Below are 20,056 nucleotides of genomic sequence, written 5' to 3'. Positions count from 1 at the left end.
GCATCCGCTAAGGCAGCAAGGACTGCAATTGCGCACCGAGAAGGTCGGGCGCCGTGCAATGGATGGCCTGCCAGCCCAGGCCACGCGCGGCCTCGACGTTGGCGGGCATGTCGTCGATGAAGACGGTGCGGGCGGGCTCCAGGCCGTAGCGGGTTTCCAGCAGGCGGTAGATCTCCGGCTGCGGCTTGGCCAGTTGCACGTCGCCCGAGAAAATGCCGCCGTCGAACCAGCCGATGAAGTCGTGCCGCTGTTCCAACACCCGCGCGTAGGGCGCGGGCATGTTCGACAGAAAGTACAGCCGCAAGTCGCCCTGGGCGTCGCGTTGTTCGCGCAGGCGCGCCAGCAACGCCACCGTGGCGTCGATGGGAGCCAGTCGCTCGCCGATGGGCGCCAGCAGTTCATGCAGCGCGTCACCCGGCAGGGACAGACGCGTCGCGATGCGTGCGATGGCTTCATCCAGCGCGTGGTCGCCGCGGTCAAAGCCCTGCCAGTCTTCGTGATGGAACAGATCGCGCGCCAGCTGCTCTGCGGCCTGTGCCGTGGGCGTAAGGTGCGGAAACTGGCGCCGCACCAGTTCGGCCGGCTGCCAAGTGAACAGCACGGCGCCGAAATCGAAGACGACGTTCATGCGCGCAACCGCGCCAGCAAGCCCGCGGTGGAGCCATCCAACCCGCTCGCGTCGCCGCTGGCCAAGCGCGGTTCGATGTCCAGGGCCAGCACCTTGCCCAGCTCGACGCCGTACTGGTCGAAGCTGTTGATGCCCCAGAGCGCGCCCGCCGCGAACACGCGGTGTTCGTACAGCGCGATCAAGGCGCCCAGACTTTCCGGCGTCAGCGACTCCAGCAGCAGGAAGGTGCTGGGCCGATTGCCCGGCATGTGGCGGTGACCATCCTCGGTGCGGCGGCCCTGCATGAAGGCTTGCGCTTGCGCCAAGGCGTTGGCCAGCAACTTGACGTGGTGGCCCGGCAGGTCATGCAAGGCGTGCTTGACGGCCACGAACTCCATCGGGATCACGTCGCTGCCCTGGTGCAGCATCTGGAAATAGGCGTGCTGGCCGTTGGCCGCGGGCTCGCCCCAGACCACGGGCGCGGTGGCGTAAGGCAGGGTCTGCCCGGCCATGTCCACGCGCTTGCCATTGCTCTCCATCGCCAATTGCTGCAGGTAGGCGGGCAGGCGGCGCAGGCCGCTGTGGTACGGCGCGATGTTGCGGCTGCCGAAGCCATGGAAGTTGCGGTGCCAGACATCTAGCAAGGCCATGCGCACCGGCAAATTGCTCTCAAGCGGCGCCTCGCGAAAGTGCTGGTCCATGGCATGCGCGCCCGCCAGCAAGGCGCGGAAGCGCTCGGCACCGACGGCGATGGCGATCATCAGGCCGATGGACGACCACATGGAATAACGCCCGCCCACCCAGTCCCAGAAGGGGAAGGTGCGCGTGGCGCCGAACTCCGCCGCCGCCGCCGCGTTGCTGGTCAGGGCGCAGAAGTGACGCTCCATGTAGCGCGCGACGTCGGCCGGGTTGCGCGGCTCGTCGTGGTAACCGATCTTGCTCAGGAACCAGTCTCGCGCCGTGCAGGCGTTGGTCAGGGTCTCCATGGTCGTGAAGGTCTTGGACGCCACGAGGAACAGCGTGCGCTCGGGCCGCAGGCCGCGCAACACGGCGCTCAACTCATGCCCGTCCACGCTGGAGACGAAGTGGTAACGCTTGCGGTGGTCGACATACGGGTCCAGCGCCTGCACGGCCAGCAGGGGGCCGAGGTCCGAGCCGCCGATGCCGATGTTCACCACGTCGGTGATGTCGGCGTCGGTGCGCACCGTCTCGGCGTAGGCCAGCATGGCGTCCAGCACGGTGTGCACCTCGGCCAGGGCGGGTTGCAGGCTGGCGGGCAAGGCCGAGGCGGCGCCACGGGGGTAACGCAGCAGCCAGTGCATGGCGGCGCGGTCCTCGGTGCGGTTGACATGCTCCCCAGTGAACATGGCGTCGCGCTGGGCTTCGAGCCCACATTGGCGCGCGAGCAAGGTCAGCGCGTCGTTGATCTCGACGTCCACCAGGTTCTTGGACAGATCGGCGAAAACCTGGGGCGCCTGCAGGCTGAAGCGGTCGAAACGCCCCGCGTCGCGGGCGAAGGCGTCACGCAGATCCAGGGCGCGGCCCCGGCGTTCGTACAGGTCTTGCAGCAGGCTCCAGGCGGGCGCTTGGTCACAGCGCGGGGTGTGCGTCGTCAATGCGAAGTCCCTTCTCTCGTTCTTGCGTCAATCCGTCTTGCTTCAAACGGCCTGGATCAGTTGCTCGAGCTTCACCGCGTCAACGGCGAAGGCGCGGATGCCCTCGGCCAGTTTCTCCGTGGCCATCGCGTCGTCGTTGAGCGCATAGCGGAAACCCGCTTCGTCGTACTGCACGGGCGGCAGGTCCATGGCCTGGGCTACCGTCGCGTCGAGCTGGCGGGTCACCGGGGCCTGGCTGGCCGCGAGTTGCGCCAGCAGCTCGGGCGCGATGGTCAGCAGGTCACACCCGGCCAGCGCCGTGATCTGGCCGACATTGCGAAAGCTCGCGCCCATGATCTCGGTGGCGATGCCGAAGCGCTTGTAGTGCTCGAAGATGCGGCGCACCGAGCGCACGCCGGGATCGTTGGGCCCCGCGTTCGCCGCCTCGTCCCAAGCAGTGCCAGCGCTCTTCTTGTACCAGTCGTAGATGCGCCCCACAAAGGGCGAGATCAGCCGCACGCCGGCCTGCCCGCAGGCCACGGCCTGGGCGAAGGAAAACAGCAGGGTCAGGTTGGTATGGACGCCCTCGCGCTCCAGCGCGGCGGCGGCCTGGATGCCTTCCCAAGTGGCGGCGACCTTGATCAGCACCCGCCGCGTGTCCACGCCCTCGGCGCGGTACAGGGCGAGGATGCGCTGGGCACGGGCCACGGTGGCGGCGGCGTCAAAGCTGAGGCGGGCGTCCACCTCGGTCGACACCCGGCCCGGGATCAGGGCCAGGATTTCCCGCCCGAAGCGCACCAACAGGCGATCGACGATCTCGTCCATCGGCCGACCGGGGTGCCGCGTCACGGTGTCCTTGAGCAGCGGCGCGTAGTCAGGCTTTTGCACCGCCTTGAGGATGAGGGAGGGGTTGGTGGTCGCGTCCTGGGGCGCGTAGGCGGCGAGCTGGCGGAAGTCTCCGGTGTCGGCCACCACCACGGTGTACTGTCGCAGGGCTTCGAGTTGGTTCATGGCGGGGCTCATTATGGCCTCGGCGCGTGACCCTTGGACACGGGCATGGTTCCCTCGCTGCTCCCAGAAACGAAAACAGGCGCCCCATGGGCCACGGGGCGCCCGTTCGGGGGATGGCATGCGGGCCATCCCAGCTTCATGCGTTCAGGCTCTCAGGCCGTCTTCAGCGCGGTGGCACCCCTGCTCACGGCGCCACCGCTGTGCTGCACGACCTCGGCCACCATGTCGGCCGTCACGGCGCAGAGGGTCCAACCCAGGTGACCGTGGCCTGTGTTGTAGAACACATTGGCGCGGCGGCCGCGGCCCACGCGGGGCATCATGTCCGGCATCATGGGACGCAGACCGGCCCAGGGCGTGACCTGGCGCGTGCTGACGCCGGGGAAGCATTGGTTCACCCAGTCCACCAGCGGACGGATGCGATCGGCGCGGATGTCCTTGTTGTAGCCGTTGTACTCGGCCGTGCCCGCCACGCGCAGGCGGTCCGCACCCAGACGGCTGGTCACCAGCTTGGCAGCGTCGTCCAACAGACTGACGTTGGGCGCGGCGGCCTGGCTCGCTGCGTCCTGCAGGTTCACGGTGATAGAGTAACCCTTGACCGGGTAGATGTTGACCCGGTCGCCCAGTTGAGCAGCGAAGGCGCGGCTCTTGACGCCCGCGCACACCACCAAGCTGTCAAAGGTCAAGGTTTCCTGGCCCTCGCCCGCGCGCACCGTCACGCGAGCCCGCTGTCCGTCGCTGTCCAGGCGCAGCACTTCCTGGCCGTAGAGGGTCTTCACCCCCCGGCGCTCGGCGGCGGCGGCCAGGCCGTTGGTGAACTTGTGAATGTCACCCGTGGAGTCACTCTCGGTGAAGTAGCCACCGTGGTAGTCACCCGCGAGCGTGGGCTCGATGGCGCGCATTTCCTCGGGGGTCACGGGGCGGCGTTCCAGCCCACCGGCAGCCAACAGCTTGGACACCTTGGCCGCGTTGTCGAATTCCTTCTTGCTGCGGTAGATGTGCAGGATGCCTTGTTTCTTCAGGTCGAAGTCCAGGCCCTCGGCTTCGGCCCAGGCGAACATGTGCTGGCGCGCGGCGATGGCCAGGCGCGTCGTTTCGATCGTGTTCTGTTGGTACTTGCCCAGGTTGAAGAGGAACTCGGCGAACCAGCTGAACTTGTGCCAGCTCGGCTTGGGATTGACCAGCAGGGGCGCGTCGGCCTTGAGCATCCACTTCAACCCCTTGAGGATGGTCGAAGGATGGTTCCACACCTCGGCGTTGGAGGCAGAGAGCTGCCCGCCGTTGGCGTAGGACGTCTCCATGGCCGCGTAGCGGTTTTGTTCGAACAGGGTGACTGAGTAGCCACGCAGCGACAGGGCGTAGGCGGTGGTGACGCCGGTGATGCCGGCGCCAATGACGGCGATGGTTTTCATGGAATGCACTCCAAACGTCGTTGAGAAAGGCGCCGACACATGCCCATGCTTGGAACGCATGCGCCATGCGCGCCCCCTCTGTTTGGAACCTGAGAGATTCACGCCGCCTGGCGTTCAAGGACGCTGGGGCGCTTGCTCCTGCGGTGCACCGCGTTGACGAAACGCGGTGGCTCTTCAGAGTGCGAAAAATACCGGACCGGTCCTTTTGCCTGAGAGTTTCCGGGGCGGTTGCTCCTTCGGCGCCGTCGCACGATGTGGCGACAGTCTCTCCCGATCAAGTGCGCCGCGGGTGCGGCTGGGGCGAATTCTAGCCTCAAAGCCCCCATCGATGCCGCGATCGGGCACTTAATTCGCGCTTAAGGCACGGCCGCCAACATCACGCCATCCCAACAACGCGCCTTGCGCGAAGGATTGCACATGCTGGCCCAGGCTTCCCACCCCCCGTTCACCGGTCTCTCGGTCGCCGCCCTGCCCCCGGGCCGCCGCCACCTCGCCGTCCATCCGGTGGACGACGAGGAACGCCCGCAGGTCGAGCGCTTCATCCATGACGTCTATCGGGATCGTTATGGCGCCCGCGTCCAGCATTTCGCGCCCACGCTGATCAGCCTGCGCGACGAGGCCGGCGAGATCAGCGCCGCCGCGGGTTACCGCGTCGCGGACAGCGGCCCCTTGTTCCTGGAACGCTACCTGTCCGAGCCGGTGGAAGCACTGCTGGGCCGGGATGCCTGCGCAAGCGTCTCGCGCGCGCGCATCGTCGAGGTGGGTCACCTCTCGGCCGTGCAGCCCGGCGCCGGCAAGCGCCTGATCCACCTGATGGGGCCGCACTTGGCCAGCCTGGACCTCGAATGGGTGGTGAGCACCCTCACGCAGGAACTGCAGCACCTCTTCGTGCGCCTGGGCATCACGCCGCTGGCCCTGGGGCTGGCCGATCCGGCCCTGCTGGGCGCGGACGCCGCCGATTGGGGCAGCTACTACGACCACCGCCCGGTGGTCGTGGCAGGCCGCCTGGACCTGGGCCTGCGCGCGCTCGCGCGCCGCTGGAGCCTGTCATGAATGGCATCGTTCTTCATGACGGCCAGCGCGCCTGGAGCGCTGGCGAGCTGAGCACGGCCGTGCGCACGACACAGCTGGCGCTGCGCTACACCGGCACCCGGGTGCTGGCCACGCTGCTGGACAACGGCGCCGCCGTCACAGTGCTGGACGAAGCCGCCGCAGGGGCGGGCATCGTGCACGTGCCGCTACCGCCCTTCTTCACGCCCGAGCAAATCCGGCACGCGCTGCAAACCGCCGGGGTGGACACCCTGGTGGCTGCGCCCGCCGCGGCCGCGGCGTGGCCCGTCCTGCCTTGGCAGGACATGGAGGTGGCTGGCTCATCCTTGAACGTGGCGCACTTGCCCGCGCACGGCCTGCCCATGCCCACAGGCACGGCCAAGATCACCTACACCTCGGGCAGCACTGGCGCGCCCAAGGGCGTCTGTCTGCGCCTGGCCGCCATGGAACGCGTGGCCGATGGCGTGGTTCAGGCTCTGGGCCCGCTGGGCATCACGCGCCACTTGAGCGTGCTGCCCTTCGCCGTGCTGCTGGAAAACGTGGCGGGCCAGATGGCGGCGCGCCGCCAAGGGGCGCTGTTGATCACGCCACCGCTGGCCGAGCTGGGCTGGCAAGGCTCCTCGCAGTTCGATGTGGCGACCTTCCACGCGTCGGTGCTGCGCCACGCGCCCGACAGCATGATCTTGCTGCCGCAGATGCTGCGGGCCTGGGTCGGCTTGCTGCGCCAGACCGGCCAGCGCGCGCCCGCCAACCTGAAGTTCGTCGCCGTGGGCGGTGCCGCTGTCGGCGCCCCCCTGATCGCCGCCGCCCAGGCCCTGGGCATCCCCGCCTACGAGGGCTATGGCCTGTCCGAAGGCGCGTCGGTGCAAACCTTGAATCTGCCCGGTGCCCAGGAAGCGGGCAGCGTGGGCCGCCCCCTGCCCCATGCGCGGCTGCGCGTGGCCGCCGACGGCGAGATCGAAGTCGCGGGCAGCCTGTTCGCGGGTTACCTGGGTGATGCCCATCCGGCGCCCGAGTGGTGGCCCAGCGGCGACCTGGGCCACATCGACGCGAACGGCCACGTGCACATCCAGGGTCGCAAGAAGAACCTGCTGATCAGTGCCTACGGACGCAACATTTCCCCGGAGTGGGTGGAAACGGCGCTGGGCAGCCAGCCCGTGATCCGCCAAGCCGTGGTCTTTGGCGACGGCGAACCCAGCCTGTGGGCCTTGATTTGGCCACTGCAAGAAGACCTGCCGGACGCCGCGCTGCAGGCCGCGGTCGATGCGGCCAACGCCTCCTTGCCCGACTACGCGCGGGTGGCGCGCTGGACCCGGGGCCGTGGCGCCTTCAGCGCGCAAACCGGTTACGCCACCGCCAACGGACGCCCCCAACGCGCCGCCATCCTGAACGCGCATGGCGACATGCGCGCCCTCCATCCCGAAACCCTGACTTCCTGAGGACCTCCACCATGAGCTTTCACAACCGTCTCCTGAACGACACCGCCCACGCCCGCCTGGGTCTGCTGGCCGCCCCCATCATCCAGGGCGTGCTGCTGCGCGGCGAAGTATCCCTGGCCAGCTATATCGCCTTCCTGACCGAGGCCTACCACCACGTCAAGCACACCGTGCCGCTGCTGCGCGCGGCCAAGGCGGCCTTGCCCGCGCACCACGCCTGGCTCAACGACGCGATGGACGAATACATCGAGGAAGAAGTCGGCCACGACGAATGGATCCTCAACGACATCCGCGCCTGCGGCGGTGACGCCGAGGCAGTGCGCCACGGTCAACCCTCGCATGCCACGGAGGTGATGGTCGCCTACGCCTACGACACCATCGCGCGCCGCAATCCCCTGGGCTTCTTCGGCATGGTGCACGTGCTGGAAGGCACCAGCGTGGCCCTGGCGCTGCAAGCAGCCGACGCCATTCAGAAACCGCTGGGCCTGCCCGACAGTGCTTTCAGTTACCTGCGCTCGCACGGCACGCTGGATCAGGAGCACACGGCGCATTTCGCGCTGCTGATGGACCAGATCGAAGACCCGGCCGATCAAGCCGACATCGTGCACGCCGCACGGGCCTTCTTCAAACTCTACGGTGACGTGTTCCGCGGCCTGCCCCTGCCGCAAGCGGCGGCGGGCGCGGCCACCAAGACGGCGCAACACGCGCAAGGAGTGCTGGCATGAAGCTCCAGAATGCACGCGTGCTGCTGACCGGCGCCAGCGGCGGCATCGGCGCGACCATGGACCAAGCCTTGCGCCAAGCTGGCGCCCAAGTGCTGGGCGTGAGCCGCGCGCCGCAAGCCAGTGCCCCCGGTCAACACTGGGTCCGGGCGGACTTGAACGATCCGAGCGACATCGAACAGGTGGCCAAGCGCTGCGCAGCGCTCGACATCAACGTGGTCGTGCACGCAGCGGGCGAGGCGGGCTTCGGCGCGCTACGGACGCTGGACGCCACGCGCATGCAGCAGGTGCTGCAGACCAATCTGCTGGCGCCCATGCTGCTGACCCAGGCCTTGCTGCCGCAGTTGCAACGCCAGCCCCAGGCGCAAATCGTCTTCGTCGGCTCGGCCCTGGGCGCCATCGGTCTGCCGGGCTTCAGCCTCTACGGGACGAGCAAGGCTGGCGTGCACCGCTTCGCGGAATCGCTGCGGCGTGAGCTGTCGGACACCTCGGTCCGCGTCCAGTTGCTGGCCCCGCGCAGCACGCGCACGGCCTTCAACAGCGGCGAGGCCGAGGCCTACAACCGCGCGACCGGCACCGCCAGCGACAGCCCCGAGACTGTGGCGCAGGCCTTGATCAGACTGATCCGTGACGAGGCCGCCGAACGCTACATCGGCTGGCCCGAACGGCTGGCCGCGCGACTGAACGGCGCCGTCGGCCCCCTGCTCGACGGCAGCTTCGAGAAACACCGCCGACATCTCAATCAAACCCAGACCCAAACACAACCCATCCAAGGAGCCACCTCGTGAACACCCAACCGAACATGGAGCGCCTCGCCCCTCGCCTTGGCGTCAACCGCGCCGCGCTCGCGGCAGTCTTCTTCCCTCTGCTCGCGACCTTCGTGCTGCTGTTCCTGGGCACAGCGCGGGCGGCGACGGTGGACGAGGCCGTCGCCGACCTGCAACGTGACTGGGAAGTGATCCGCTACCAGACGCCGGTCTCGGAACGTGCCAAGCTTTTTGAGACTTTGGCCCAGAAAGCCCACCAAGTCAGTGCGAGCTTCGCCGGTCGCAGCGAACCGCTGATATGGGAAGGCATCATCGTGAGCTCGCTGGCCGGAGAAAAAGGCGGTCTGGGTGCGCTCAGCCTGGTCAAGCAGGCCAAAGCGCTCTACGAACAGGCCATCGCCATCGACGGACAAGTACTCGATGGCTCCGCCTACGGCAGCCTGGGCGTGCTGTACTACAAGGTGCCGGGCTGGCCCCTGGGTTTTGGTGACAAAGCCAAGGCCGAGACCCTGCTGAAGAAGGCCTTGGAAATCAACCCGACGGCCATCGACGCGAACTTCTTCTACGGTGAATTCCTCATCGAGAACAAGCGCAAGGTCGAGGGCATCAGCTATCTGGAGCGTGCCTTGCAGGCGCCGGCCCGCCCTGGCCGTCAGATTGCTGACACTGGCCGCCGCGAAGAAATCCGCGCCCTGATGATCAAGGCTCGGGCCAACTGACCCGAGGCGGGTTTGCTTCCCGCTCCGCCCTTGATCAGGCCTCATCCACCCTGGTGGTCGGTGGTCCACCTCAAGTCCGGGCCAGCACGACCTCCACGCCGGTGCCATCGGCAAGCGCGCCGTAGCTCAGGGTCAAGCCATGCAGCTCAGCGATGCGCCGGGCGATCGAGACGCCCAGCCCACTGCCACTCTCGGCCTGACCCTCGGGACGATGGAAACGTTCGCCCAGGCGGGCCAGCAGCTCGTGCGACAGCGCCGGACCTGCGTTGCTCACGCGCAGCCGGTCCACTTCAAAGCCCAGGCTGACCGTGCTGCCTTGCGGGGCATACCGGGTGGCGTTGTCCAACAGATTGCGCAGCAGCACAGTCATCAGGTTCGGATCGCCTGGCCAGCTCGGCGGCTCTTGGGGGGGCTCGGGCCACAAGCAATCGAGTTGAATTTGTCTGCGTTCGGCCAAGGGCAGCACTTCGCTCATGGCCTGACGCGCGATCTCCGGCCAATCCAACTCACCTGAGTGCGGCAAGCCCTGGGCGGCCTCCAGCCTCGACAGCCGCAAGAGCTGATCCACCAAGCGAGCCATGCGGTCGATGCCGGCGCGCAAAGCATGCATGGCGTATTCGCGCTCATCGCTTTCACGCGCACCGCGCAAACGATCCCACTGAGCGCTGAGCACGGCCAGAGGCGTGCGCAATTCGTGCGCGGCGTCGGCCGTGAAGCGGCGCTCGCGCGCCAAGGTCGCGGTGATGCGCTCGAACAGGCCATTCATGGCCTCCAGCATCGGACGCAGCTCCACGGGCGCGTCCCGCGCGGGCAAGGGCTTCAGTTCGTCGGCGCCGCGCCGTCCCAGCTCGTCGGTCAAGGCGCGCACGGGCGCCAGCGCCTGGCGCACGGCCCAGCCCATGGCCACCAAGAGAATGGGCAGCATCACCAGCCAAGGCAGCAACTGGCTACCGATCAGGCCATAGACCAACTCATCGCGCTCGTGCAGGCTCTGGCCCGCAGCCACCAGCCAGCGGCCGTCCGCCGACTGCAAGTAATACGCTCGCCACGCTTCCTGGTTCAGCTCCAGATCAATGAACCCCGCGCCGTCGGGCCGCAAGGGCAATTGCGCGCCCTCGCGATCGGCCAGCAAGACTTGACCGTCACGGTCCCAGACCACGATGGCCAGGGAATCCAAATCCGCTTGTCCGCGCACGGGCGAATCCGGCATGGTCCCCGTGCCCCCACTGGCGTTGACACCGATCAAGGTGAGCTGCACCTGCCGCGTGAAACGGATCAACTCGGTGTCATAGAGTTCGTTGACTTCGCTGCGGGCCTGCAAGAACGACGCCGTCAGCGCAAGCAGCCATACCACGGGCGCGCAAATCAGCAAGTAAAGCAGCAGGCGACGGCGCAGACTCATGCCTCACCCTCCGCGGCGCCCAAGGCGTAGCCGAGACCCCGAACGGTGCGCACCACGCCGGGCGCGATCTTGCGGCGCAGGTGGTGGATGTGCACCTCCAAGGCATTGCTCTCGGGTTCACCGCCGCCCCAGTCGTAGAGTTGCTCCAGCAACTGGTTCTTGGACAGCACGCGCTGCGGGTTCTTGAGCAGCACTTCCAGCAGCGCGATCTCACGGCCCGTCAGTTCAACGGGCTTGTCTTTCCAGCGCACCTGCTTGCTGGCGGGGTCGTAGCGCAAATCACCATGCACCCATTCAGCCTGGGTGGCGCGACCGGTGGCGCGGCGCAGCATGGCGCGCAAGCGCGCAGCCAATTCGTCGAGCGCGATCGGCTTGATGAGGTAATCGTCCGCGCCCAGATCCAGTCCTTCGATGCGTTGCTCCAGCGTGTCGCGCGCGGTCAGCACCAACACGGGAAGGGCCAAGCCGCCCTGGCGCCAGCGGCGCAGCCACACCAGGCCATCGGTGCCAGGAAGCCCCAAGTCCAGCACCAGGGCGTCGTAGGCCGTGTCGCGCAAGGCCGCGTCGGCGGGCGGACCGGAGGTGAACCAGTCCACCACGTGGCCCTGCTGACGCAAGCCGCCGCTGAGGGCCTCGCCCAATTGAGGATCGTCTTCCAGAATGAGCAGACGCACGGTCAACCTTTCGGAGGGTTCAGGTCGGCGTTGCGCCGGTCGGAGGCTGGGACCGCAGGCGCCGTAGATCGGCCACCACCTGGGCCGAATGCTGTTCGGCATCGACCGTGCGGTAGATGCGGGCGATGCGCCCCTGGGGGTCGATGATGAAGGTTTGACGCTTGGCCATCTTGACGACCATCCAGTCGGACAGCGCGCCGTAGCGGGCCGCGACCTCGCCGCGCGCATCGGCGAGCAAGGGGAACGGCAGCTTGTACTTCTGCGCGAAGGCCGCGTGCGAGGCGCTGGTGTCCACGCTCACCCCCACGACCTGGGCGCCCAGCTCTTGCAGCTGCAGCCAATCGTCACGGAAGTTGCAGGCCTCCGTGGTGCAACCCGGCGTGTCGTTCTTGGGGTAGAAGTACAGCACCAGCCATTTGCCGCGCCACTCCGCCAGGCGGCGGGTCTGACCGTCCTGGTCTGGCAAGGAGAAATCCGGCGCCGGCTGACCGGGGGCCAAGGTGTCGGCTGCTGTGGCGGCGCGCGCCAGCAGCAGGGACGGCGCAGCGAAACAGAGGCTGCGACGCAGTCGTGAGTTCATGGTGGCGCTCCTTCGGCCTGGGACCGGTTGGTCCGCTTTATACCGGAGCGCAAGACACTGGGCACACAGCCCGCTGCGCTTACCTTCGCTGCACGAAGTGAGCCTGCACTGAAATCATCAACGCTCTGTCGGCGCAAGCACCGACACTCCGCCCATGTAAGGGCGGAGTGCGTCCGGCACCTCGACGGTGCCGTCTGGATGGGGGGTTTTAGTTCCGGCCCGCTGCGCTTCACTTCGCTGCGCGAAGTGAGCCTGCACTGAAATCATCAACGCTCTGTCGGTGCAAGCACCGACACTCCGCCCATGTAAGGGCGGAGTGCGTCCGGCACCTCGACGGTGCCGTCCGCGCGTTGATAATTTTCCAGGACGGCGACGAGGGCGCGGCCAACGGCGAGGCCAGAGCCGTTGAGGGTGTGCAAGAGCTCGTTCTTGCCCTGGGCGTTTTTGTAGCGGGCCTGCAGGCGACGGGCCTGGAAGGCTTCGCAGTTGGAAACCGAGCTGATCTCGCGGTAGGTGTTCTGCGCGGGCAACCACACTTCCAAGTCATAGGTCTTGGCAGCGCCAAAGCCCATGTCGCCCGTGCACAGGCTCATCACGCGGTAGGGCAGGCCCAGCTTTTGCAGGATGGCCTCGGCATGGCGGGTCATTTCTTCCAGCGCTTCATAGCTCTTGTCGGGATGCACGATCTGCACCATCTCGACCTTGTCGAACTGGTGCTGGCGGATCATGCCGCGGGTGTCGCGGCCATAGCTGCCCGCTTCCGAGCGGAAGCAAGGGGTGTGGGCGGTCAGCTTGATGGGCAGGTCCGCCTCGGCCACGATCTCGTCGCGCACGAAGTTGGTCAGCGTCACTTCGCTGGTGGGGATGAGGTAGAGCGACACGTTCTCGGCCTCGCCCTCCTGCCCGCCTTTCTTGGCGGCGAAGAGGTCTTCCTCGAACTTGGGCAACTGGCCCGTGCCGCGCAGCGTGTCGCCGTTGACGATGTAAGGCGTGTAGCACTCCGTATAGCCGTGCTGCTGCGTCTGCACGTCGAGCATGAACTGAGCGAGCGCGCGGTGCAAGCGGGCGATCTGGCCTTTCATGACCGTGAAGCGCGCGCCAGTCAGCTTGGCGCCCGTGTCGAAGTCCAGGCCCAGCGGTTCACCCAGGTCCACGTGGTCCTTGACGGCGAAGTCGTACTTCTTCGGTTCGCCCCAAGTGCGCACGACCACATTGCCGTGCTCGTCGGAACCCACGGGCACGCTCTCGTGCGGCAGGTTGGGCACGGCCAGCAGCAGGGCCTGCATCTGTTCCTGGATCTGTTCCAGCCGCGCGGCGGAGGTGTCAAGCTCGCCCTTGAGCGCGTTGACCTCGGCCTTCGCAGCCTCGGCCTCGTCCTTCTTGCCCTGCCCCATGAGGGCGCCGATCTGCTTGCTCAGGCTGTTGCGCTTGCCTTGCAGTTCCTCGGTGCGGGTCTGCAAGGTCTTGCGCTCGGCTTCGAGGGCGCGGAACTGGGCGGCGTCCAGGTAGGGCTGCGGCTTCTTGCGGGTTTCCAGACGGGCCAGCACGCCGTCGAGGTCTTTGCGGAGCAGGTTGAGGTCTAGCATGATGGGGGTGGATTGTAGGGGGGCGCGTTCACTCACGATCAGATTGCTGGGATGCGCTTTTGGCGACCGCAGGCGCACGGGCAGGGGGCGACCACGCCTCATGTGATTTTGCTGAACGCAAAATCGAAATCGGCGGGTTCGCCCCCTGCCCGCACGCCTGCTCGATCCCGATGCTTGGCACTCGACGAATAGGCCACCAACCCTGCTGCCCTAGCGAGTTGGGCCTGGGGGCCGGGGCGCGATTTCGGGGGTGGCATCGGCCAGGTCTTGAAGGCCGTTGCGACGCTACACGAAGTGAGCGTCGCTTCGTGATCTGATTTCCGGCATCGTGTCTGAGCGAAGCGCCAACGGCGCGCAGCGAGTTATGCCGGACAGGACTTCAAGGCCTGGCCAATGCGAAGTCGGCGCAGCCGACCACCCCCGCATGAGCGCCCCGGCCCCCAGGCCCAACTCGCGTGCCGCCGCCACCCACGAAGACGGCAACACAAAAAATCAGGCCTTCAACCCCTTAGGCAAAGGAAACTTCACCGTCTCCTCCACCCCCTCCATCTTGCGCACCGACACCGCGCCCAAAGCCTTGATGCGCTCGATCACCTGCTGCACCAGGATTTCCGGCGCAGACGCACCCGCCGTCAGGCCGACACGACTTTTGCCTTCGAACCAAGCGGCCTGCAGTTCATCGGCGTTGTCCACCATGTAGGCGGCCACGCCGCGCTTGTGCGCCACCTCGCGCAGGCGATTGCTGTTGGAACTGGTCGGACTGCCCACCACCACCAGCACGTCCACCTGGCCGCTGAGCACCTTCACCGCATCCTGCCGGTTCTGGGTCGCGTAGCAGATGTCCTGCTGCTTGGGTTCACGCACCTGCGGGAAGCGCGCCTTCACCGCCGCCAGGATGCCCGCCGCATCGTCCACCGACAGCGTGGTCTGCGTCACCACCGCAAGCTTCTCGCTCTGCGCAGGCTGCACGCGTGCCACGTCGGCCTCGTCCTCCACCAAGTGGATGCCACTGTCGAGCTGCCCCATCGTGCCTTCGACCTCGGGGTGCCCCTTGTGGCCGATCATGATGAACTCGTAGCCTTCCTTGTGCAGCTTGGCCACCTCCACATGCACCTTGGTCACCAGCGGACAGGTGGCGTCGAAGATCTGGAAACCCCGCCGCTCGGCCTCACGCTGCACGGCCCGGCTGACCCCGTGAGCGGAAAACACCAGAGTGGCGCCCGGCGGCACATCGTCAAGCTCTTCGATGAAGATCGCGCCCTTGGCCTTGAGGTCGTTCACGACATAGGTGTTGTGCACGATCTCATGCCGCACGTAGATCGGCCGACCGAACTTGGCCAATGCCCGCTCCACGATTTCGATGGCTCGGTCCACGCCGGCGCAGAAACCACGGGGCTCGGCCAAAAGGATTTGCGCATTCGCGTCCATGAAAGTTCCCACGTTCATTGCACCCATCACAACACACCAATCAGTTGCACTTCGAACGTCACCGGCTGGCCCGCCAGCGGATGGTTGAAGTCGAACAGCACAGCCTGCTCACCCGTCTGCACCACCACACCGCCGAACTGCCCCTGCCGATCGGGCGTGGGGAACTGCACCACATCGCCCACGCGGTATTCCTCGTTCGGGTCCCCCAACTCGCGCAACTCCTTGCGTGACAGCCATTGCTGCATGTCTGGGTTCTTCTCGCCATACACACCGGCTGGAAGATTCAACTGCGTGTGCACGCCCTCCTCCAGCCCCATCAGCGCTTCCTCAATGGCAGGCGCAAGCTCACCGGAGCCAATGGTCAGCGTGGCGGGCTTGCCGCCGAAGGTGTTGACGACATCACCCGCCGGACCCGCCAGACGGTAATGCAACGTCAAAAAGGAGCCGGGGACAACCCGCGCGGGCGTGGCGCTCATGAAAAAACCTGCCGGTTGAAAAGTGGAAGACTGAAAAGGCGGGGACGCAAAAGGTCAAGCCCCTGGCCGCGCCCAACCCGACATTGTAGAAAGCGAACGCCCTCACAGCCTCACCCGCCCCCGAATACCCACCCCATGGTCAAAGACTTGCCGACCGAATCCCGCCCACGCGAAAAACTCCTGGCGCGCGGGCCTGGCGCTCTCTCCGACACCGAATTGCTGGCCCTGCTGCTGCGCACCGGCATCGCGGGCAAGGGCGTTCTGCAACTCGCGCAGGATTTGCTGGACGCTTTTGACGGCGTCGCCGGTCTGCTGCAAAGCGGGGGGGAGTCCTTGCAGCAGGTCAAGGGCCTGGGGCCGGCCAAGCGCGCCGAGCTGCAAGCGGTGCTGGAGCTGGCCCGCCGCGCGCTGGCGCAGCAACTGCGGGCCCGCTCGACGCTGGACACGCCCGAGGCCGTCAAGCATTACCTGCAACTGCACCTCGCGGCCAAGCCCCACGAATGCTTCGCCGTGCTCATGCTGGACAGCCAGCACCGCCTGCTCGCGTTGGAAGAGCTGTTTCGCGGCACCCTGGCGCAAACCAGCGTCTACCCCCGCGAGGTGGTGCTGCGCGCCCTGCACCACCATGCCGCGGCCGTGGTGCTGGCGCACAACCACCCCAGCGGCAGCGTGTTGCCCTCGCGCGCGGACGAACTGCTGACGCGCAGCTTGCAAAACGCCCTGGCCCTGGTGGATGTGCGCGTGCTGGACCACGTGATCGTCGCGCCCGGGCAGGCGCTGTCGATGGCGGAGCGAGGGCTGCTGTAACACCAGCGGCCTGGGTGTACCTGCAATCACGCCAGCGGCGCTGGTGTACAACCAGGGCCATGAAGGCGAAGTTCAATACCCTGGCCGACCTCAAGCAGGTCAAGAAAGCGCTGGAAACCCAGGCCCGGCAAGAAGCCGAGCGACTGGCCGAGGAAAAAAAGCGCGCGCGCCAGAGCCAAAGCGACGGCGACTTGTTCCGCCGCGCCGCCGGGGCCGTGCAGTCGCTGCCGCCCAAGCTCGCCGCCAAGCATGGCGGCACCCGGCGGGCGGAGCTGCAAACCGACAAACCTGCCCCCATCCCCTTCCAACGTCAACGCGACGAAGCCGCCGTGCTGGGTGAATCCATCAGCGACGAATTCGACGTCTCCACCTTGCTCGACACCGACGAGCACCTGAGCTACCGGGCCAGCGGCATCGGCCCTGACGTGACGCGCAAACTGCGCAAAGGCGACTGGGCCATCCAGGCCCAGGTCGATCTGCATGGCCTGCGCACCGAGGAAGCGCGCGAACAACTCGCCGCCTTCATCCGCGAGGCCCGCAAACAAGGCCTGCGCTGCGTGCGCGTGGTCCATGGCAAGGGCCTGGGCTCACCCGGCAAGACCCCCGTGCTCAAGGGCCGCGTGCAGGGCTGGCTGGCGCAGAAAAAGGACGTGCTGGCCTTCGTTCAAGCGCGACCGGCCGAGGGGGGGGCGGGGGCATTGGTGGTTTTGCTGCAAGCGGGATGATGCGCTTTGACGTTGCCCTAGACACGCACATGAAAAGGCCGCTAGCCCCAACACTTAGGCAGCGGCCTTTTTTTGATCAGCAGCGGTGCTTGCGGCCGATGCCTAGTTTCAGAATCTATAGAAATATCCAACGCCCAGGATATTGAGGGAATCGTCCTCGAGACCTGCAACATTGCCGTAGTGCGTGAACGATAGGCGCAACGCGTGGTGTGCACGGCTTTCGCCAAAGAACCAGTCGTAGCCCAGGCCAAAGAGTGCGCCAGATTTGGTTTCCGAATTGTTCTCCCTGCCTCCCAATGAACTCTTGAATTCATAAGTGGATTTCGTGGAATGCCCACCGATCCGGGCAAAAAGTCCATGCAATTGGGAATCGGCAGCCGGGCGAAGCAGCGCGGAAAAATCGACGGTTCGCCATGCCCTTTCCCAAGACTCCTTGTAAAAGCCACCAGAGTAAGAGCCCTCTACCGAGGTGTCCTGCGAGAAGCTCATCAAACCGAACTCCAACGCGATGTTCTCTGTGAACTCGACACCAACAAATGGCCGCAACGCCACGGTCCCGGCATCCTGCTCGACACTGGCACTGTAGGCGTTGTAATCATTGACATATGTATTAGCTATGTCGTCGGTTTCATCTTTAAAAGCAACTGCCCCCCCTTCAACGCCAACATAGACGGCTTGGGCAAATGCAGAGCAGGTCAGCGTCATGCTGATCATGACCCCAGTAAAAATCTTCTTCATTCTGTTCTCTATACCTGAATTAAAAGGACGGTCTGGCTCAAAGACCCAAAACGAGAGCCGGATTGCCTAACGAGCCCAACACAGCAATTTCTTCTTGACTAACGCAACGAAAAGCGCCAAGTCCTAAGGACCGAGCGCAAATATTCTATCGATCGACTATCGCTGAGACGCTGCCACGTGTGGTCTGACCGGGAAACTTCAGCCCCCATGGGACAATCCCCCCATGTTTGCATTGTTCGACGAAGCCGGAAAGTTCCTCGCCGGTCGCATCCTCTCCGAAGCCGACGCCTCGCTCCAGGTGGAACTGGACTCCGGCAAGCGGGTCAAGGTCAAGGCGGCCAATGTGCTGCTGAAGTTCGAGAAACCTGCCCCGGCCGCGTTGCTGGCCGAGGCCCAACCCCTGGCCGAGGGCATTGAACTGGACCTGGCTTGGGAATTCGCACCCGAAGACGATTTCGGTTTTGCTGAACTGGCCGCCCTCTACTTTCAAGACCCGCCCACGTTGACGCAGCAAACTGCTGCGCTGCTGCGGCTGCACGAGGCACCGCATTACTTCCGCCGCGCGGGCAAGGGACGCTACAAGAAGGCCCCGGCAGAGATCATCCAACAGGCCCTGGCCGCCATCGAAAAGAAGCGCCTGCTCTTGATCCAGATCGGCGAGTGGGCGCAGCAGCTCGCCCAGGGCTGTTGCCCCGATCCGATCCGCGAACAGCTCTACAAGATCCTCTTCAAGCCAGACAAGAACGCGCCGGAGTACAAGGCCGTGGTCGAGGCGGCGCGCGCCACGCAGAAGGCGCCGCTGGACCTGCTGCAAGCGGCGGGCGCCATCGATTCGCCCTACCAGTTCCACTGGCGGCGCTTCTTGTTCGACAACTTCCCCAAGGGCTACGGCTTCCCCGCGAACCTCGTCGCGCCCGAGATCAAGGACGAACTGCCCACGGCCAGCGTCCAGGCCTATTCCATTGACGACTCGCAAACCACTGAAATCGACGACGCGCTGTCGGTGCAAGGCCTGGGCTCGGGCACGGTGACGGTGGGCGTGCACATCGCCGCGCCAGGCTTGGCTGTGCAACGCGGCGACGCCATCGACAAGCTGGGCCGCGACCGCTTGTCCACCGTCTACATGCCGGGCTACAAGATCACCATGCTGCCCGACGAGGTGGTGCAGCGCTACACCTTGCAGGAAGGCCAAGCCTGCCCGGCCGTGTCGCTCTATGCGCGCTTCAAGGAAGACTCGCTGGAATTCGTCGACAGCGAAACCAAGCTGGAGCGCGTGCCCATCGTCCACAACCTGCGCCATGACCAACTGGATGGCGTGGTGACCGAGCAATGGCTGAGCGACCCCAGCCACACGCCCGCGACAGTCCCCGAGGCCAACTCGCATGCAGCCCTCTTGACGCCTGCATTGCGCGCGGAATTGGGCTTTTTGCACCGTTTGGCCAAGCACTTGAAGGCCGGACGCGAAGTCGTCCGTGGCAAACCTGAGACCTTCAACCGGCCGGACTACAACTTCCGGCTGCTGGGCAACACGGGCGAACCGCAAGGTCAGGAGCAAGTGCAGATCAGCGTGCGCCAGCGCGGCGCGGCACTCGACCTGATCGTCGCGGAAGCGATGATCCTGGCCAACAGCAGCTGGGGCCAGTGGCTGGCCGAGCTGGGTGTGCCCGCCATCTACCGCAGCCAGGCCAGCCTGGCGCCAGGAGTCAAGGTGCGCATGGGCGTAAAGGCCCTGCCGCACGCGGGCATCGGCGTGCCCAGCTATGCCTGGAGTACCTCGCCGCTGCGCCGCTACACGGACCTGGTGAACCAGTGGCAAATCATCGCTTGCGCCCGTCACGGCCGCACAGCCGCGCTGGCCGCGCCCTTCAAGCCCAAGGACGCGGAGCTGTTCGCCATCATCAGCGCCTTTGACGCGGCCTACACCGCCTACAACGGCTACCAGGCCACCATCGAGCGCTACTGGACGCTGAAGTACCTCGCGCAACAAGGCATCACCGAATTGGACGCCACGGTGTTCAAGGACAACCTGGCGCGCGCAGACACCCTGCCCCTGGTGCTGCCCGTGCTGGGCACGCAAGGCCTGCCCCGCGGCGCGCGGGTGCGGGTGAAACTCGGCGCGATCGACGAGGTGGCGCTAGACGTCAGCGGCACCGTGATCGCGCGGCTGGATTCCGATGCCACCGGCAGCGCCGACGACTCCACCGATGCGGTGGAAGGCGAGGACGACGACACCCTGGCCGCGGGCCCCATCGCCATCGCGGTGGACGTCAACGAGGCGCCCGCCGCGGAGGATGCGACTCCCCAGGCTGGCGGGGGCTAACACC

19 protein-coding genes and 1 riboswitch are annotated in these 20,056 nt (G+C 66.1%); of the genes, 8 read left to right on the top strand and 11 right to left on the bottom strand.

The genetic code is table 11. From position 1 onward, the window contains the following. Positions 1-7: 7 nt before the first annotated feature. The 4 genes from ACLBKS_RS06805 to ACLBKS_RS06790 all read right to left on the bottom strand — a co-directional run bounded on the left by ACLBKS_RS06805 (position 8) and on the right by ACLBKS_RS06790 (position 4,622). Entirely contained in the window at positions 8-628 is a 621-nt protein-coding gene (locus ACLBKS_RS06805; RefSeq protein ID WP_410192043.1) for an HAD family hydrolase, read from the bottom strand. Continuing rightward, positions 625-2,223, bottom strand: coding sequence for a glucose-6-phosphate isomerase (gene pgi / locus ACLBKS_RS06800; RefSeq protein WP_410192042.1), 1,599 nt, complete (start codon positions 2,221-2,223; stop codon positions 625-627). Before pgi ends, ACLBKS_RS06805 begins: the two co-directional genes overlap by 4 nt. Positions 2,224-2,265: 42 nt before the next feature. Further along, on the bottom strand, positions 2,266-3,213 hold the full coding sequence (tal, locus tag ACLBKS_RS06795; protein WP_410192041.1) for a transaldolase: 948 nt from the start codon (positions 3,211-3,213) through the stop codon (positions 2,266-2,268). 152 nt (positions 3,214-3,365) lie between these two features. Continuing rightward, positions 3,366-4,622, bottom strand: coding sequence for a D-amino acid dehydrogenase (locus ACLBKS_RS06790; protein ID WP_410192040.1), 1,257 nt, complete (start codon positions 4,620-4,622; stop codon positions 3,366-3,368). 187 nt (positions 4,623-4,809) lie between these two features. After that, positions 4,810-4,905: riboswitch (glycine riboswitch) on the bottom strand. A 134-nt stretch (positions 4,906-5,039) separates the two neighbouring features. Between ACLBKS_RS06790 and ACLBKS_RS06785 the strand changes: the two genes are divergently transcribed. Genes ACLBKS_RS06785 through ACLBKS_RS06765 form a run of 5 tightly spaced genes read left to right on the top strand, consistent with a single transcriptional unit; the run spans position 5,040 to position 9,316 of the window. Next, on the top strand, positions 5,040-5,675 hold the full coding sequence (locus tag ACLBKS_RS06785; protein WP_410192039.1) for a thermostable hemolysin: 636 nt from the start codon (positions 5,040-5,042) through the stop codon (positions 5,673-5,675). Further along, entirely contained in the window at positions 5,672-7,111 is a 1,440-nt protein-coding gene (locus ACLBKS_RS06780; protein ID WP_410192038.1) for an AMP-binding protein, read from the top strand. The genes ACLBKS_RS06785 and ACLBKS_RS06780 overlap by 4 nt, the downstream gene beginning before the upstream one ends. 11 nt (positions 7,112-7,122) lie before the next feature. Continuing rightward, entirely contained in the window at positions 7,123-7,833 is a 711-nt protein-coding gene (locus ACLBKS_RS06775; RefSeq protein WP_410192037.1) for a TenA family transcriptional regulator, read from the top strand. Continuing rightward, positions 7,830-8,618, top strand: a complete 789-nt coding sequence (locus ACLBKS_RS06770; RefSeq protein WP_410192036.1) for an SDR family oxidoreductase — start codon at positions 7,830-7,832, stop codon at positions 8,616-8,618. The genes ACLBKS_RS06775 and ACLBKS_RS06770 overlap by 4 nt, the downstream gene beginning before the upstream one ends. Beyond that, complete coding sequence (locus ACLBKS_RS06765; protein WP_410192035.1) at positions 8,615-9,316, top strand: hypothetical protein; 702 nt, start codon at positions 8,615-8,617, stop codon at positions 9,314-9,316. The genes ACLBKS_RS06770 and ACLBKS_RS06765 overlap by 4 nt, the downstream gene beginning before the upstream one ends. Positions 9,317-9,386: 70 nt before the next feature. Here ACLBKS_RS06765 and ACLBKS_RS06760 read toward each other — a convergent pair whose 3' ends face one another. The 6 genes from ACLBKS_RS06760 to ACLBKS_RS06735 all read right to left on the bottom strand — a co-directional run bounded on the left by ACLBKS_RS06760 (position 9,387) and on the right by ACLBKS_RS06735 (position 15,462). Continuing rightward, a complete protein-coding gene (locus ACLBKS_RS06760) occupies positions 9,387-10,718 on the bottom strand; it encodes an ATP-binding protein (protein ID WP_410192034.1) in 1,332 nt (443 codons plus the stop codon). Then, positions 10,715-11,392, bottom strand: a complete 678-nt coding sequence (locus ACLBKS_RS06755; protein WP_410192033.1) for a response regulator — start codon at positions 11,390-11,392, stop codon at positions 10,715-10,717. Before ACLBKS_RS06755 ends, ACLBKS_RS06760 begins: the two co-directional genes overlap by 4 nt. Positions 11,393-11,411: 19 nt before the next feature. Next, positions 11,412-11,972 (bottom strand): peroxiredoxin, encoded by a 561-nt coding sequence (locus tag ACLBKS_RS06750; RefSeq protein WP_410192032.1) that lies wholly within the window; start codon positions 11,970-11,972, stop codon positions 11,412-11,414. Between the two features lie 266 nt (positions 11,973-12,238). Continuing rightward, complete coding sequence (gene serS, locus ACLBKS_RS06745) at positions 12,239-13,558, bottom strand: serine--tRNA ligase (RefSeq protein ID WP_410192031.1); 1,320 nt, start codon at positions 13,556-13,558, stop codon at positions 12,239-12,241. 492 nt (positions 13,559-14,050) lie between these two features. Then, the gene (gene ispH / locus ACLBKS_RS06740; protein WP_410192030.1) at positions 14,051-15,013 is read right to left on the bottom strand and encodes a 4-hydroxy-3-methylbut-2-enyl diphosphate reductase; all 963 of its coding nucleotides are present in this window, start codon (positions 15,011-15,013) and stop codon (positions 14,051-14,053) included. Beyond that, on the bottom strand, positions 15,013-15,462 hold the full coding sequence (locus tag ACLBKS_RS06735) for a peptidylprolyl isomerase (protein WP_410192029.1): 450 nt from the start codon (positions 15,460-15,462) through the stop codon (positions 15,013-15,015). The genes ispH and ACLBKS_RS06735 overlap by 1 nt, the downstream gene beginning before the upstream one ends. Positions 15,463-15,597: 135 nt before the next feature. Here ACLBKS_RS06735 and radC point away from each other — a divergent pair, with 135 nt between their 5' ends. Then, a complete protein-coding gene (gene radC / locus ACLBKS_RS06730; RefSeq protein ID WP_410192028.1) occupies positions 15,598-16,269 on the top strand; it encodes a RadC family protein in 672 nt (223 codons plus the stop codon). A 59-nt stretch (positions 16,270-16,328) separates the two neighbouring features. Continuing rightward, complete coding sequence (locus ACLBKS_RS06725) at positions 16,329-16,994, top strand: Smr/MutS family protein (protein ID WP_410192027.1); 666 nt, start codon at positions 16,329-16,331, stop codon at positions 16,992-16,994. 108 nt (positions 16,995-17,102) lie between these two features. Here the strand turns inward: ACLBKS_RS06725 and ACLBKS_RS06720 are convergent, their stop codons facing one another. Next, a complete protein-coding gene (locus ACLBKS_RS06720; protein WP_410192026.1) occupies positions 17,103-17,732 on the bottom strand; it encodes a hypothetical protein in 630 nt (209 codons plus the stop codon). A 223-nt stretch (positions 17,733-17,955) separates the two neighbouring features. Between ACLBKS_RS06720 and ACLBKS_RS06715 the strand changes: the two genes are divergently transcribed. Then, a complete protein-coding gene (locus tag ACLBKS_RS06715) occupies positions 17,956-20,052 on the top strand; it encodes a ribonuclease catalytic domain-containing protein (RefSeq protein WP_410192025.1) in 2,097 nt (698 codons plus the stop codon). The last annotated feature ends 4 nt before the right edge of the window (positions 20,053-20,056 follow it).

Source organism: Hylemonella sp. W303a, assembly GCF_046452315.1.
Lineage (GTDB): Bacteria > Pseudomonadota > Gammaproteobacteria > Burkholderiales > Burkholderiaceae_C > Hylemonella.
Note: the sequence above shows the minus strand (reverse complement) of the source record. Positions and strands in the feature narration are given on the sequence as shown.

Bases quoted from the DNA above. Each gene is read 5' to 3' on its own strand.
- ACLBKS_RS06805 (WP_410192043.1), bottom strand. From the start codon at position 628: ATGAACGTCGTCTTCGATTTCGGCGCCGTGCTGTTCACTTGGCAGCCG.
- tal (WP_410192041.1), bottom strand. From the start codon at position 3,213: ATGAACCAACTCGAAGCCCTGCGACAGTACACCGTGGTGGTGGCCGAC.
- ACLBKS_RS06790 (WP_410192040.1), bottom strand. From the start codon at position 4,622: ATGAAAACCATCGCCGTCATTGGCGCCGGCATCACCGGCGTCACCACC.
- ACLBKS_RS06785 (WP_410192039.1), top strand. From the start codon at position 5,040: ATGCTGGCCCAGGCTTCCCACCCCCCGTTCACCGGTCTCTCGGTCGCC.
- ACLBKS_RS06780 (WP_410192038.1), top strand. From the start codon at position 5,672: ATGAATGGCATCGTTCTTCATGACGGCCAGCGCGCCTGGAGCGCTGGC.
- ACLBKS_RS06775 (WP_410192037.1), top strand. From the start codon at position 7,123: ATGAGCTTTCACAACCGTCTCCTGAACGACACCGCCCACGCCCGCCTG.
- ACLBKS_RS06770 (WP_410192036.1), top strand. From the start codon at position 7,830: ATGAAGCTCCAGAATGCACGCGTGCTGCTGACCGGCGCCAGCGGCGGC.
- ACLBKS_RS06760 (WP_410192034.1), bottom strand. From the start codon at position 10,718: ATGAGTCTGCGCCGTCGCCTGCTGCTTTACTTGCTGATTTGCGCGCCC.
- ACLBKS_RS06750 (WP_410192032.1), bottom strand. From the start codon at position 11,972: ATGAACTCACGACTGCGTCGCAGCCTCTGTTTCGCTGCGCCGTCCCTG.
- serS (WP_410192031.1), bottom strand. From the start codon at position 13,558: ATGCTAGACCTCAACCTGCTCCGCAAAGACCTCGACGGCGTGCTGGCC.
- ispH (WP_410192030.1), bottom strand. From the start codon at position 15,013: ATGGGTGCAATGAACGTGGGAACTTTCATGGACGCGAATGCGCAAATC.
- ACLBKS_RS06735 (WP_410192029.1), bottom strand. From the start codon at position 15,462: ATGAGCGCCACGCCCGCGCGGGTTGTCCCCGGCTCCTTTTTGACGTTG.
- radC (WP_410192028.1), top strand. From the start codon at position 15,598: ATGGTCAAAGACTTGCCGACCGAATCCCGCCCACGCGAAAAACTCCTG.
- ACLBKS_RS06725 (WP_410192027.1), top strand. From the start codon at position 16,329: ATGAAGGCGAAGTTCAATACCCTGGCCGACCTCAAGCAGGTCAAGAAA.
- ACLBKS_RS06720 (WP_410192026.1), bottom strand. From the start codon at position 17,732: ATGAAGAAGATTTTTACTGGGGTCATGATCAGCATGACGCTGACCTGC.
- ACLBKS_RS06715 (WP_410192025.1), top strand. From the start codon at position 17,956: ATGTTTGCATTGTTCGACGAAGCCGGAAAGTTCCTCGCCGGTCGCATC.